The sequence below is a fragment of the Enterobacter sp. ECC-219 genome, from assembly GCF_043966805.1.
Taxonomy (GTDB): Bacteria; Pseudomonadota; Gammaproteobacteria; order Enterobacterales; family Enterobacteriaceae; genus Enterobacter; species Enterobacter cloacae_N.
Map to the genome: position 1 here is coordinate 2,676,003 of NZ_CP143680.1, position 13,528 is coordinate 2,689,530.

Annotated in this window: 18 protein-coding genes and 1 other annotated feature; of the genes, 9 read left to right on the forward strand and 9 right to left on the reverse strand. The window is 53.2% G+C overall.

Annotated elements, in window-relative coordinates; translation table 11 throughout:
• Nucleotides 1-163: 163 nt before the first annotated feature.
• Nucleotides 164-439 (forward strand): cell division activator CedA, encoded by a 276-nt coding sequence (cedA, locus tag V1603_RS12685; protein ID WP_223239595.1) that lies wholly within the window; start codon nt 164-166, stop codon nt 437-439.
• A 48-nt stretch (nt 440-487) separates the two neighbouring features.
• Here cedA and V1603_RS12690 read toward each other — a convergent pair whose 3' ends face one another.
• The 4 genes from V1603_RS12690 to hxpB all read right to left on the reverse strand — a co-directional run bounded on the left by V1603_RS12690 (nt 488) and on the right by hxpB (nt 4,253).
• Entirely contained in the window at nt 488-1,879 is a 1,392-nt protein-coding gene (locus tag V1603_RS12690; protein ID WP_395312713.1) for an L-cystine transporter, read from the reverse strand.
• A 129-nt stretch (nt 1,880-2,008) separates the two neighbouring features.
• Nucleotides 2,009-2,599 (reverse strand): metal-dependent hydrolase, encoded by a 591-nt coding sequence (locus V1603_RS12695; protein ID WP_032644865.1) that lies wholly within the window; start codon nt 2,597-2,599, stop codon nt 2,009-2,011.
• Between the two features lie 95 nt (nt 2,600-2,694).
• The gene (gene kduD / locus V1603_RS12700) at nt 2,695-3,456 is read right to left on the reverse strand and encodes a 2-dehydro-3-deoxy-D-gluconate 5-dehydrogenase KduD (protein WP_395312714.1); all 762 of its coding nucleotides are present in this window, start codon (nt 3,454-3,456) and stop codon (nt 2,695-2,697) included.
• Between the two features lie 125 nt (nt 3,457-3,581).
• Complete coding sequence (gene hxpB / locus V1603_RS12705) at nt 3,582-4,253, reverse strand: hexitol phosphatase HxpB (RefSeq protein ID WP_116340516.1); 672 nt, start codon at nt 4,251-4,253, stop codon at nt 3,582-3,584.
• 148 nt (nt 4,254-4,401) lie between these two features.
• Here hxpB and V1603_RS12710 point away from each other — a divergent pair, with 148 nt between their 5' ends.
• Entirely contained in the window at nt 4,402-4,938 is a 537-nt protein-coding gene (locus V1603_RS12710; protein WP_045261585.1) for a YniB family protein, read from the forward strand.
• Between the two features lie 36 nt (nt 4,939-4,974).
• On the opposite strand, the gene V1603_RS12715 is transcribed toward V1603_RS12710, so the two are convergent.
• The 3 genes from V1603_RS12715 to pfkB form a co-directional block, all read right to left on the reverse strand.
• On the reverse strand, nt 4,975-5,835 hold the full coding sequence (locus V1603_RS12715; RefSeq protein ID WP_116340514.1) for a fructosamine kinase family protein: 861 nt from the start codon (nt 5,833-5,835) through the stop codon (nt 4,975-4,977).
• Nucleotides 5,836-5,940: 105 nt separating this feature from the next.
• On the reverse strand, nt 5,941-6,231 hold the full coding sequence (gene ghoS / locus V1603_RS12720) for a type V toxin-antitoxin system endoribonuclease antitoxin GhoS (protein WP_395312715.1): 291 nt from the start codon (nt 6,229-6,231) through the stop codon (nt 5,941-5,943).
• A gap of 102 nt (nt 6,232-6,333) precedes the next feature.
• Nucleotides 6,334-7,266, reverse strand: coding sequence for a 6-phosphofructokinase II (pfkB, locus tag V1603_RS12725; protein ID WP_395313981.1), 933 nt, complete (start codon nt 7,264-7,266; stop codon nt 6,334-6,336).
• A 296-nt stretch (nt 7,267-7,562) separates the two neighbouring features.
• Here pfkB and V1603_RS12730 point away from each other — a divergent pair, with 296 nt between their 5' ends.
• The gene (locus V1603_RS12730) at nt 7,563-8,321 is read left to right on the forward strand and encodes a YdiY family protein (RefSeq protein WP_028012813.1); all 759 of its coding nucleotides are present in this window, start codon (nt 7,563-7,565) and stop codon (nt 8,319-8,321) included.
• A 114-nt stretch (nt 8,322-8,435) separates the two neighbouring features.
• Here the strand turns inward: V1603_RS12730 and yniD are convergent, their stop codons facing one another.
• Together yniD and yncL are read right to left on the reverse strand one after the other, a co-directional pair.
• The gene (gene yniD / locus V1603_RS12735) at nt 8,436-8,543 is read right to left on the reverse strand and encodes a small membrane protein YniD (protein WP_088205299.1); all 108 of its coding nucleotides are present in this window, start codon (nt 8,541-8,543) and stop codon (nt 8,436-8,438) included.
• A 97-nt stretch (nt 8,544-8,640) separates the two neighbouring features.
• A complete protein-coding gene (gene yncL, locus V1603_RS12740; protein ID WP_306464026.1) occupies nt 8,641-8,760 on the reverse strand; it encodes a stress response membrane protein YncL in 120 nt (39 codons plus the stop codon).
• Nucleotides 8,761-9,054: 294 nt separating this feature from the next.
• Between yncL and thrS the strand changes: the two genes are divergently transcribed.
• The 6 genes from thrS (at nt 9,055) to pheS (ending at nt 13,518) form a co-directional block, all read left to right on the forward strand.
• Complete coding sequence (gene thrS, locus V1603_RS12745; RefSeq protein ID WP_028012814.1) at nt 9,055-10,983, forward strand: threonine--tRNA ligase; 1,929 nt, start codon at nt 9,055-9,057, stop codon at nt 10,981-10,983.
• 3 nt (nt 10,984-10,986) lie between these two features.
• The gene (gene infC / locus V1603_RS12750) at nt 10,987-11,529 is read left to right on the forward strand and encodes a translation initiation factor IF-3 (RefSeq protein ID WP_023616141.1); all 543 of its coding nucleotides are present in this window, start codon (nt 10,987-10,989) and stop codon (nt 11,527-11,529) included.
• 97 nt (nt 11,530-11,626) lie between these two features.
• Nucleotides 11,627-11,824 (forward strand): 50S ribosomal protein L35, encoded by a 198-nt coding sequence (gene rpmI, locus V1603_RS12755; RefSeq protein WP_003030583.1) that lies wholly within the window; start codon nt 11,627-11,629, stop codon nt 11,822-11,824.
• A 50-nt stretch (nt 11,825-11,874) separates the two neighbouring features.
• A complete protein-coding gene (gene rplT / locus V1603_RS12760) occupies nt 11,875-12,231 on the forward strand; it encodes a 50S ribosomal protein L20 (RefSeq protein ID WP_000124850.1) in 357 nt (118 codons plus the stop codon).
• A 116-nt stretch (nt 12,232-12,347) separates the two neighbouring features.
• Nucleotides 12,348-12,472, forward strand: a sequence feature (Phe leader region).
• Nucleotides 12,353-12,397 (forward strand): pheST operon leader peptide PheM, encoded by a 45-nt coding sequence (gene pheM, locus V1603_RS12765; RefSeq protein ID WP_001386830.1) that lies wholly within the window; start codon nt 12,353-12,355, stop codon nt 12,395-12,397. It overlaps the preceding feature by 45 nt.
• Before the next feature lie 62 nt (nt 12,473-12,534).
• A complete protein-coding gene (gene pheS / locus V1603_RS12770; protein WP_020884406.1) occupies nt 12,535-13,518 on the forward strand; it encodes a phenylalanine--tRNA ligase subunit alpha in 984 nt (327 codons plus the stop codon).
• The last annotated feature ends 10 nt before the right edge of the window (nt 13,519-13,528 follow it).

Here is a 13,528-nt window from a genome sequence, read left to right on the forward strand (position 1 = left end):
CGCTTCTCCTTTATCCATTGCTAAAAACCCTATTAAGGATAGAACAATGTCGTGAAATGGCTCGCGAACTAAGAGTTTTCACATCACGCCATTAACGAAAGGAGCCATCTCACCCACTCGGAGCGCGACGTAAGGTAGCAGGATCGGCTATCATAGAATTTTCCTGCTCCAAGAATTTGCTTTAGTGAATCCATCGCTTATGAAACCTCTTCGTCAACAAAACCGCCAGGTTATTAGCTATGTGCCCCGCGTTGAGCCCGCGCCGCCTGACCATGCCCTGAAAGTGGATGGTTTTCGTGATGTCTGGCTGCTTCGCGGTAAATATGTGGCTTTTGTCCTGATGGGTGAACATTTCCGCCGGTCGCCGGCGTTTTCCGTGCCGGAGTCAGCCCAGCGATGGGCGACGCAAATCCGCCAGGATGAAGAGGTTGAAGAATAACAGCCATAAAAAAACCGCCATCAGGCGGTTTTTTTATTTCTACCGTGATTAACGGTGCGCCAGCTCGGCGTCGTCTTCACTTTCCAGAATGGCTTTGTCGGTCTGCTTCAGCCACTGGCTGGTCAGCGTACCGGCAGTCATGGAACCGCTCACGTTCAGCGCGGTACGGCCCATGTCGATCAGCGGTTCAACGGAGATCAGCAGGGCGACCAGCGTCACGGGCAGGCCCAGCGCGGGCAGCACAATCAGCGCGGCGAAGGTTGCGCCACCGCCAACACCTGCAACGCCTGCGGAGCTGATGGTAACAATCCCGACCAGCGTGGCGATCCAGACCGGATCAAGCGGGTTGATACCCACGGTCGGGGCAACCATCACTGCCAGCATCGCCGGGTAGAGCCCCGCACAGCCGTTTTGACCAATTGTGGCACCAAAGGAGGCAGAGAAGCTGGCGATGGATTCCGGCACGCCCAGACGACGGGTCTGCGCTTCAACGTTCAGCGGAATAGACGCGGCGCTGGAACGGCTGGTGAAGGCGAAGGTCAGTACTGGCCAGACTTTGCGGAAGTATTTCAGCGGGCTGACGCCGTTTACGCCGAGCAGGATACCGTGCACCACGAACATAATGCCCAGACCCAGATAAGAGGCGACAACGAAGCTGCCCAGTTTAATGATGTCCTGCAGGTTAGAGCCGGCTACCACTTTGGTCATCAGCGCCAGAACGCCGTATGGCGTCAGCTGCATGACCAGACGGACCAGCTTCATCACCCAGCTTTGCAGGGTATCAATAGCGGTCAGCACGCGTTCGCCTTTCGGCGCATCGTCTTTCAGCAGCTTAAGCGCCGCCACGCCCAGGAAAGCCGCGAAGATCACCACGCTGATAATAGAGGTTGGGCTTGCACCGGTCAGGTCAGCAAACGGGTTCTTCGGAATGAAGGAGAGCACCATCTGCGGAACCGTCAGGTCAGCCACTTTACCCACGTAGTTGGTTTGAATGGCGGTCAGACGCGCCGTTTCAGCGGTACCCTGAACCAGACCTTCGGCGGTCAGGCCAAACAGGTTGGTAACCAGCACCCCCACCAGCGCGGCAATCAGCGTGGTAAAGAGCAGCGTACCAATCGTCAGAAAGCTGATTTTACCCAGCTGGGTCGCGTTGTGCAGGCGGGCAACGGCGCTCAGAATAGAGGCGAACACCAGCGGCATAACGATCATCTGCAGCAGCTGGACGTAGCCGTTACCGACAATGTTGAACCACTGGATGGACTCTTTCAGTACCGGGCTATCGGGGCCGTAGACGGCGTGTAAGGCCAGACCAAATGCCACACCCATGACCAGGCCCACCAGCACTTTTTTCGCCAGGCTCCACTGTTTGTGGCGCGCCTGCGCGAGAAGCAATAGTAATACGACGAACACGACTATGTTCGCGATGAGTGGAAAATTCATCCCCGTTCTCCTGATTTATTATGTGGGATCGGTTTTTCCCGATCCTGTTGGCGGAAGGTTAGCAGAAGTGTGATGTGGCGCTTATATCCAAATGGAATGGTTTATGACAAATGGAATGATTTTGTTGGTTTACTGTTCAATCTGATGATGAATAAAACGATTGAACTGAAATTGCAGCGAATTGATCATCTGGGAAGACCAGCGCACTGCACTGTTTTCGGGCAAGGTTTGCGGCATCCAGACGGCGTACGCGAACAGCGCCATGCACAGCACGCGTTCAAGCTGGTTCCCTTTCTGCGGCGCAAGGATCGGAAAACGAAAACGCCAGCGGCAGGGCCACAGCAGCGGCACGCCCGCAGGCGTCAGCATATCGGCGAGGATATGGCTTAAATAACCCAGCACCATCCCCTGGATGGCATCGCCCGGCACTATCCAGCTTTCTGGGACTTTTAAATAGAAAAGCGTTAGCAGGCCAAACACGGCCAGCAGACTGTGGGTAAACCCGCGGTGACCGAACGCGCGGGCGATGGGCTTAGACACCCACTTCAGCCGCTGCCCAAGGAAGGATTTCGGGTGGTCAATATCGGGCAGCAGGCAGGTTAATACGGCGGAAGGGACAATATGCCACCAGTCTCCCTGTGCAAGCACGGGAGTGAGCTCTGCGTTTTTGGCAAATACTGCGCACGCAATTGAAAAAAGCAGGTGGCCTTCCGCCGTCATGATAAAACCCACGAAACTGTCAATTTATACAGTATAGGGTTTTTATACAGTGGGCGAAAGAGGTGACGGTGTAACTGTTTGTCACAAAACGCGCGTCAGCGCGCCAGCCAGCCGCCGTCGACGGCTAAGGTGTGGCCATTTACGTAATCCGAGGCGGAAGAGGCTAAAAAGACGACCGGTCCCTGAAGGTCGTCCGGTGTTCCCCAGCGACCCGCCGGAATGCGCGCAAGGATCTCGGCATTGCGTTGTTCGTCCGCGCGCAGCTGCTGCGTGTTGTTCGTCGCCATGTAGCCCGGCGCGATGGCATTCACGTTGATGCCATGTACCGCCCACTCATTCGCCAGCAGGCGCGTTATCCCCAGTGCGCCGCTTTTCGAGGCGGTATACGACGGTACGCGAATGCCGCCCTGGAACGAGAGCATAGAGGCGATATTGATAATTTTGCCGCCCTGGCCCTGGGCGATAAACTGTTTAGCGACCGCCTGCGAGAGGAAAAAGAGCGATTTGAGATTCAGATTCATCACGTCATCCCAGTCCTTTTCACTGAACGCCAGAGCATCCTCCCGGCGAATCGTCCCGGCATTGTTCACCAGAATATCGACCCGCCCCATCTCCGCCACGGCGGTATCCACGACGTGCTGAAGGCTTTCCTGCTGGCTCAGATCGGCCCGAATAGCCAAAAAACGTCTTCCCAGGGCGGTGACGGAGCTGTCCGTTTTCTCTGGATCTTTGCGATTTACCCCAACGATATCGCAGCCTGCCTGCGCCAGCGCAATGGCCATGCCTTGTCCCAGCCCGGTATCGCACCCGGTGATGAGGGCCACTTTGCCTGAAAGAGTAAAGGTGTCCAGTATCATACGCGCCTCAGAAGCTGGTTATCGTCGTTCTGACGTTAAAGATAGGAGGCAGGAATGAGAAAAGCAAATAAAATGAAACGGTGTTTTGTTTTTTCAGGCAGCATGATGCTGCCTGAAGGGGGGCGTTACTCGCCGCGCAGGTGTTGCACCGTCAGTTCAGCCAGCGAATTGAGTTTAACGTCGGCAAGAGCAAACCGGGGATCGTGGCGGTTTTCTTCAGCAGGTACCACAATGGAGCGCATACGCGCGGCTTTGGAGGCCACCATGCCGTTAACGGAATCTTCCAGCGCGACGCAGGTAAGCGGATCAAGACCCAGCTTCGCGGCGCAGTCCATATAGACCTGCGGATGCGGCTTGCTGTAGGGCAGTTTTTCCGCAGACGCCAGGGCGTCAAAACTGTCGCGCAGCTCAAACATGATCAGCACTTTTTCCAGCATATGCAGCGGTGAAGCAGAAGCCAGGCCAACCTTCAGCCCCTGAGACTTGCACAGCGCGACAGCGTCACGTACGCCGGGCAAGAGCGGCTTGGTCTCCTCCACCAGCGCGATGGCGCGGCTGATAATGCGTGCGGTGACTTCGTCGCGATTGGGCCCAACCCACGGCTGTTGGGCGTACCACAGGTCAACGACCATATCAATACGCAGGCCCAGCGTGTCGGGAAGTTCATTACGGCGGCTGATATCAACGCCCAGGCTGGCCATCACGTCCAGCTCGGCGCGATCCCACAACGGCTCGGAATCAATCAGTAATCCATCCATGTCAAAAATAGCGGCAAGTATCTGGCGCGGTGTCGACATCACAACGTCTCCTTATCCAGGGTGTTCGACAGACGATAAGTGCTAAGCACAGTCTGCAATTTAGCATATTGCTTTCAAAGAGCGGGCGAAATTGATGTCCAGCAGGTAGACTTAGGCACACATAACGCGTCTTTATGAAGAGGAACTGATGACGTATCAACAAGCTGGACGCATTGCTGTCTTAAAACGTATTGCAGGCTGGGTGATTTTTATTCCCGCCGTCATTTCTACGCTGATCTCCGTGCTGAAGTTTATGTACGATCACAGCGAAAAACAGCCGGGCATTAATGCGGTAATGCTTGATTTTGCACATGTCATGATTGAGATGGTGCGGTTTAACACCCCGTTCCTGAACGTCTTCTGGTTCAACTCACCAACGCCGGACTTTCACCAGCAGCTGAATGTTGGTTTCTGGATTATCTATGCGCTGATTTTTATTGCCATGGCGCTACAGGCATCAGGTGCACGAATGAGCCGCCAGACCCGTTTTTTACGCGAAGGGGTGGAAGATCAGCTTATCCTTGAGAAGGCGAAAGGCCCTGAAGGAATGAGCCGGGAGCAGATTGAATCCCGCATTGTGGTACCTCGTCACACCATTTTCCTGCAAATTTTCCCGCTCTATATCCTGCCGGTTATTATCATCGTGGCGGGATACTTCTTCTTCTCACTGCTCGGTTTTCTATAACAGATAAGGGTGGCGGCAAGGCCACCCGTTTTGTCTTTATACCGCAAGCACGCGTTCAAGCGCACGCTGGGCGTTGACCAGATGTTGCCCGCCAAAAAGAATGGCTCGGTTCATCAGCGTATAGAGCTGGTACACGGGCTGGCGCTCAAGGAAGTCCGGCGGCAGGGGGGAGACAGACTGATAGCCATCGTATATTTGCGGAGGCTGTTCGGGATGCAGGGGCAACATGGCCAGATCGCACTCTCTGTCGCCCCAGTAGCAGGCCGGGTCAAAGATATACGGGCCGTTGGGGCCCAGCGCGCAGTTATCGGACCATAGATCGCCGTGCAGCAGAGAAGCCTGAGGCTGGTGGGAGGCCAGGCGCTGTTGCACATGCTCGACGATGGCATCAATGTTGCCAAATTCCAGCCCTTTCTCAGCGGCCAGCTCAAGCTGCCATCCGATGCGCTGCTCGGCAAAGAATGTTGCCCAGCGGCGCTGCCAGGCATTGGGCTGCGGCGTGGTGGAAAGGTCGTTGTCAAAGTCGAGGCCAAACTGGGGCTGGTCGCTCCACTGGTGCAGACGCGCTAACTGTTGCCCGAGAATAAAGGCATTATGGGCATCCAACGGACGGGCAGGGAGATAGTCCATCACCAGAAAGCTGTAGTCCCGGTCGCTACCCACGGCCAGTACCTCAGGTACCGTCACCGTTTTACTGCGGGACAACAGTTCAAGCTGATCGGCTTCAGCGGTAAAGATCGGGAGCAGCTCTCGCTCGTCGCATTTAACGAACAGATCGCGTCCTGCGTAGCGTAAATGCCACGCGGCGTGAATTTCACCGCCCGGCAGCTCGTTACGCAGTTCAATTTCACCTTCACCCAATTGCTCATGTAAAAGATGACTGATAGCCTGCCACATGTTGACTCTCCCATGTTGTCTGCCAGATCATAAAGTTAGCGCATAATTGCGGTAAAAAAATACGAACTAACGCACACCTGAGCGGTTTAATTTCATGCAGGGCACTTATTGTTCTTTTTTCTGCCAGCGCTCCCACGTTTCCACGGTAATGTCGGCAGGCTTGTCGGTCACACTTTCCACCAGACTGACGGCCAGCGCATGCACCTCTTCTTCACTCAGGGCAGCGATCAGTCCAAACGCCAGGGTGCCTAAATCATGAATATGACCTTCGTCATCCGTCAGCGTGAGCAGGAAATTCGCCCGTGTAAAGGCGTTGTTGAGCTCATTAAGCTCGGTCAGCGATGCTTCATGAAGGCTGATGGTCACGACGTAGCGGGTGATATCACCACTGCTCATAATTCACCTCGTTGTTATCCTGAAAGTTTTTTTAGCATAGTCGATACGCTATATTTGGCGACTTCGACGTGTGTCCCCCTCCGTCAGGAAGGGGAATAGCGGTCAGCTTCGTGACAGGTAATCGACGATTTTCTGCGTATCGGCAAGCGAACACAGGCGCGTTCCCTGATTGATGGTGGCGGCGCTCCCCGCTGCGACGCCATAACGGGTCATCTCCAGAAGTGACGCGCCCTGTGCCAGCTTCAGCGCCATCGCGCCCACCATACTGTCACCTGCGCCGACGGTGCTCTGGCTCTTCATTGGGGGCGGCACAACCTGCACAAATCCCGTCTTGTCGACGGCCAGCGCACCCTGAGGACCGAGAGAGACGACAACGCGGTGCGCTTTGCCGCTGCGAACCAGCTCTTCTGCGGCAGTACGCACGTCATCCGGCTGGCTAAGTTCGCGATTAACAAGCGCACTGAGCTCTTTCTGGTTAGGCTTAACGAGCTCAAGCTGTCCGGGTTCCAATGCTGCCTGCAGGGCTTCGCCTGAGCTGTCGACAATGCAGCGGATGCCGCGCTGAAGTACGGCCTCAACCAGCGCTGTCAGCTTTTCTGTTCTGACGCCCGGCGGCAGGCTACCGCTGATGACCAGCAGCGAGCCGCTTTCAATAGTCAACACCTTCTCTTCCAGTTGACGAAACTCATCATCGCTCAGCCTGGCGCCCGGCATAACGAAGCGATACTGTTCACCGCTGGACTCAACGTGGACATGCAGGTTCTGCCGGGTCCAGTCTTTGGCGTCGACGGTATCCACAGCAACCTGTTCATCGGCCAGCAAGGTAACAAGATGCTCCCCCGTGGCGCCACCGGCCGGGAATATGGCCGTTGCTTTACCGCCGAGGTGAGTAATCGCGCGCGCCACGTTAATCCCGCCACCGCCCGGCTCAAGTACGGGTGCGCTACAGCGTAGTTTACCTTCCGGGTAAATTTGCGGCGTTATGGTCGCGGAGTCGAGGGAAGGGGAGAGCGTCAGCGTATAAATTGAAGCCATCATAACCTCCTTTTAGCATGGGTTCTTTTAAGCCTGGCACCGATCGACAGGAAGGCAATGTAAATAACAGTATGATTTTAAAAATGAATGCTGACATAAATGCGATGAGGGATATATAAAATAAAACGCGTTTTGAGATCGTTCTTATTCAAAAAATGAAATAAGAAAATATTGCTATGTTATTTGCGCCTTTTTATAATTTGTTACCTTTCTCTGGACGCCTTGTCATTGATCCTCAAGAAAGTTTCCGAGACCGTGGTGGTCTCTTTTTTTGTTGTACGGACTCCTTAAATAAAATGAAGCTTTTGAAGACAGTACCCGCAGCACTGATGCTGGCGGGTGGCGTTTTTGCATCACTGAATGCAGCCGCCGATGACACCGTTTTTACTGTCATGGACGATCCCTCCACTGCCAAAAAACCGTTTGAAGGTAACCTGAACGCCGGGTATCTCGCCCAATCGGGTAATACGAAAAGCTCTTCTCTGACGGCGGACAGCACCCTGACCTGGTACGGCAATACCACTGCATGGTCGCTGTGGGGAAATGCCAGCAACACGTCCGCTAACGATGAACGCTCATCCGAGAAATATGCGGTAGGTGGACGTAGCCGTTACAACATGACCGACTATGACTACATCTTTGGTCAGGCTAGTTGGTTAACCGACCGCTTCAACGGCTATCGCCAGCGCGATGTATTCACCGCCGGTTATGGTCGTCAGTTCCTGAATGGACCGGTACACAGCCTCCGTTTCGAATTCGGTCCTGGTGTCCGCTATGACGAGTACACCAATGGCGAGAATGAAACCCAGCCGCTGGGCTATGCTTCTGGCACGTATGCCTGGCAGATGACCGACAACACCAAATTTACGCAGGGTGTTTCTGTGTTTGGTGCCGAGGATACGACGCTGAACTCCGAAAGTGCTTTGAACGTGGCTATCAATGAACACTTTGGTTTGAAATTGGCCTACAACGTGACCTGGAACTCTTCGCCGCCAGAAACGGCACCGGATCATACCGATCGCAGAACCACGATTTCTCTGGGCTATAAAATGTAATCATAGCGGGCCGATGATGGTGTCGGCCCGTTTTCATTATTATGGTTAACCCGCGCCAATAAATTCTCTTCACGCGCAACGGCATTTATTTTATTTGGACAGCTAAAGTTGTATTTAGCCCCAAATCATTGCCGCCCACCGAAATAACAGCATTGCGCCGCAGATGGCAACCAGCACCAGCACCATTTTCCAGTGTTTTACGGCAAATCGTTTTGTTGGCATAACCTAATCCTTGTTCGTTGATACGCATAGTCTATCAAACGGGGCTAAAAGATGCGCCTTCCCGGGAGCGATCGGGTTATGCCAACGAGGGTTCGGCTCAGAACCAGTGGAATCGTTCGGCGAGGATCAACAATAAACCTGTTGCGGAAATGACGTTCAAAATCACAACCGTTCTACTGGATACATTCATGGTATGCACCTGTTGATTTAAAGGCATGTTCAAGAGTAGCCCAGCATGTCTGAAATGCGAGCGCCGGAGAGATGCAGCCTGCAAATTCGCGCGAAATGCCAGCCTATCAATCTGGCTGCAGAGGGTGCAATCTCCTTGCTGATAGTGTTAACATTACGTCGCTTGCCGTAAATCCGCATTAATCTGAATTCGGCAGGTGCATGATGACGAACCAATTTGACGATTGTTGGTCAGATGGTGTCGTAATCTATTGTCAAATCACGATTATTTTCTTTGTATATGCTCTTATGTGTGGGGCATCACTGCAAATAAGGATATAAAATGCCTGTAATTACTCTTCCTGATGGCAGCCAACGCCATTTCGACCACGCTGTTAGCCCTATGGATGTTGCCCTGGACATCGGTCCTGGCCTCGCGAAAGCGACCATCGCCGGCCGTGTGAACGGTGAGCTGGTTGATGCGTCCGATCTGATTGAAAACGATGCGACGCTTGCAATCATCACCGCGAAAGACGAAGAAGGTCTTGAGATCATTCGTCACTCCTGCGCGCACCTGTTGGGTCATGCTATCAAGCAGCTGTGGCCAAACACCAAAATGGCGATCGGTCCGGTTATCGACAACGGTTTCTACTATGACGTTGATCTTGACCACACCCTGACCCAGGAAGATATCGACGCGCTCGAAAAACGTATGCACGAGCTCGCCGAAACCAACTATGACGTCATCAAGAAGAAAGTCAGCTGGCACGAAGCGCGTGAAACCTTCGTCAAGCGTGGCGAGAGCTACAAAGTCTCTATTCTCGATGAAAACATCGCTCATGATGACAAGCCTGGCTTGTACCATCACGAAGAATACGTCGACATGTGCCGTGGACCGCACGTGCCGAACATGCGCTTCTGTCATCATTTCAAGCTGATGAAGATCGCCGGCGCCTACTGGCGTGGCGACAGCAACAACAAGATGTTGCAGCGTATCTATGGTACCGCGTGGGCTGATAAGAAAGCCCTGAACGCGTATCTGCAGCGCCTGGAAGAGGCCGCGAAGCGTGACCACCGTAAAATCGGTAAGCAGCTCGACCTGTACCATATGCAGGAAGAAGCGCCGGGCATGGTGTTCTGGCATAACGATGGCTGGACTATCTTCCGTGAACTGGAAACGTTCGTACGCTCCAAGCTGAAAGAGTATCAGTATCAGGAAGTGAAAGGCCCGTTCATGATGGACCGTGTGCTGTGGGAAAAAACCGGCCACTGGGACAACTACAAAGATGCGATGTTCACCACCTCGTCTGAGAACCGTGAATACTGCATCAAGCCAATGAACTGCCCGGGTCACGTACAGATCTTCAACCAGGGTCTGAAATCCTACCGCGACCTGCCGCTGCGTATGGCGGAGTTCGGTAGCTGCCACCGTAACGAGCCATCAGGCGCGCTGCACGGTCTGATGCGCGTTCGTGGCTTTACGCAGGATGATGCGCATATTTTCTGTACTGAAGATCAGGTCCGTGATGAAGTTAACGCCTGTATTCGTATGGTCTACGATATGTACAGCACCTTTGGCTTCGAGAAGATCGTGGTCAAACTCTCAACGCGTCCGGAAAAACGTATCGGTAGCGATGAGACCTGGGATCGCGCAGAAGCGGATCTCGCCGTAGCGCTGGAAGAGAACGGCATTCCGTTCGAATACCAGCTTGGCGAGGGCGCGTTCTACGGTCCGAAAATTGAATTTACCCTGTATGACTGCCTCGATCGCGCATGGCAGTGCGGAACGGTACAGCTGGACTTCTCCCTGCCGCAGCGTTTAAGCGCCTCTTATGTTGGCGAAGACAACGAGCGTCAGGTGCCGGTCATGATTCACCGTGCCATTCTCGGTTCTCTGGAGCGCTTCATTGGCATCCTGACCGAAGAGTTCGCGGGCTTCTTCCCAACCTGGCTTGCGCCAGTGCAGGTCGTGGTGATGAACATTACCGATTCTCAGGCAGATTACGTTAAAGAATTGACGCAGAAACTACAAAATGCGGGCATTCGCGTAAAAGCAGACTTGAGAAATGAGAAGATTGGCTTTAAAATCCGCGAGCACACTTTACGTCGTGTCCCGTATATGTTGGTCTGTGGTGATAAAGAGGTGGAAGCAGGCAAAGTTGCCGTTCGCACCCGCCGTGGTAAAGACCTGGGCAGCCTGGACGTAAGTGAAGTGATTGAGAAGCTGCAACAAGAGATTCGCAGCCGCAGTCTTCAACAACTGGAGGAATAAGGTATTAAAGGCGGAAAACGAGTTCAAACGGCACGTCCGAATCGTATCAATGGCGAGATTCGCGCCCAGGAAGTTCGCTTAACAGGTCTGGAAGGCGAGCAGCTGGGGATTGTGAGTCTGAGAGAAGCGATCGAAAAGGCTGAAGAAGCTGGAGTAGATTTAGTTGAAATCAGCCCTAACGCCGAACCGCCAGTTTGTCGTATCATGGACTACGGCAAGTTCCTTTATGAAAAGAGTAAGTCTTCTAAGGAACAGAAGAAGAAGCAAAAAGTTATCCAGGTTAAGGAAATCAAATTCCGTCCTGGTACCGACGATGGCGATTATCAGGTAAAACTCCGCAGCCTGATTCGCTTTCTGGAAGATGGCGATAAGGCCAAGATCACGCTGCGTTTCCGCGGTCGTGAGATGGCCCACCAACAGATTGGTATGGAAGTGCTTAACCGCGTCCGTGACGATCTGAGTGAACTGGCAGTAGTCGAATCCTTCCCTACGAAGATCGAAGGCCGCCAGATGATCATGGTGCTCGCTCCTAAGAAGAAACAGTAAGGCCTTCAAGCAGCAAAATCTGTGGAGCCTTCGGGTTTCATAGGTTTTGTTCGCCTATGTTTCGTTTATTTAACAATGCGAAGTGGAAGTTATTAAGATGCCAAAAATTAAGACCGTACGCGGTGCTGCTAAGCGCTTCAAAAAAACCGGTGGTGGTGGATTTAAGCGTAAGCACGCAAACCTGCGTCATATTCTGACCAAAAAATCTACTAAGCGTAAACGTCACCTGCGTCCAAAAGGCCTTGTTTCTAAAGGCGATCTGGGTCTGGTTATCGCGTGCCTGCCGTACGCATAAGCCGTTAACGTTTAATTTTTTACTAAGAATATAGATACAGGAGAGCACATATGGCTCGCGTAAAACGTGGTGTAATTGCACGTGCACGTCACAAGAAAATTTTGAAACAAGCTAAAGGCTACTACGGTGCGCGTTCACGCGTATACCGCGTTGCCTTCCAGGCTGTTATCAAAGCAGGTCAGTACGCTTACCGTGACCGTCGTCAGCGTAAGCGTCAGTTCCGTCAACTGTGGATTGCGCGTATCAACGCAGCAGCACGTCAGAACGGTATTTCTTACAGCAAATTCATCAACGGCCTGAAAAAAGCCTCTGTTGAAATCGACCGTAAGATCCTGGCTGACATCGCAGTATTCGACAAAGTAGCGTTCACCGCTCTGGTCGAAAAAGCGAAAGCAGCACTGGCATAAGCCAGTTGAGAGAGGGGGCTTTGCTCCCTCTTTTCATTTAACACCATCAGAAGATTGACATTTATCCGTCCAGGCTTTTCAATAAGGTCTTAACGGTTTTACCACACAAGGTAACGCAAGCATGAATGCTGCTATTTTCCGCTTCTTCTTTTACTTTAGCACCTGATCTCAGGAGGCTAGCGCGTGAAAGATGAAACGAAAAACAGCGCCAGATAAGCCTCCCGATGGAGGCTTTTTTTGTGCCTGAATTTGAGAGAATAACTCCACCAAATCGGTGTCTGCACCGACATAATGAGGAAAATCATGTCACATCTCGCAGAGCTGGTTGCCAGTGCAACAGCCGCCATTAATCAGGCCTCAGATGTTGCCGCGTTAGACAATGTCCGCGTCGAATATCTTGGGAAGAAAGGGCACCTGACCCTTCAAATGACAACCCTGCGTGAACTGCCGCCTGAAGAACGCCCGGCAGCGGGTGCGGTGATTAACGAAGCCAAAGAGCAGGTCCAGCAGGCGCTGAACGCACGCAAGGCCGAGCTGGAAAGCGCGGTGCTGAACGCACGTCTGGCGGCAGAAACCATTGACGTTTCTCTGCCGGGCCGTCGTATCGAAAACGGCGGTCTGCACCCGGTCACCCGCACCATCGATCGCATTGAAAGTTTCTTCGGTGAGCTCGGCTTTACCGTGGCGACTGGCCCGGAAATCGAAGATGATTACCACAACTTCGACGCCCTGAACATTCCAGGCCATCATCCGGCACGCGCTGACCACGACACTTTCTGGTTTGATGCTACGCGTCTGCTGCGTACCCAGACCTCAGGCGTTCAGATCCGTACCATGAAGGAGCAGGAACCGCCAATCCGCATCATCGCGCCGGGTCGCGTCTATCGTAACGACTACGATCAGACCCACACCCCAATGTTCCACCAGATGGAAGGCCTGATTGTTGATAAAAATATCAGCTTCACCAACCTGAAGGGCACGCTGCACGATTTCCTGAACAACTTCTTTGAGGAAGATCTGCAGGTTCGTTTCCGTCCTTCCTACTTCCCGTTCACCGAGCCGTCTGCGGAAGTTGACGTGATGGGCAAAAACGGCAAATGGCTGGAAGTGCTGGGCTGCGGCATGGTGCATCCAAACGTGCTGCGCAACGTGGGTATCGATCCGGAAGTTTACTCCGGCTTTGCGTTCGGTATGGGCATGGAGCGTCTGACCATGCTGCGCTACGGCGTCACCGACCTACGTGCATTCTTCGAAAACGATCTGCGTTTCCTCAAACAGTTTAAATAAGGGCAGGACA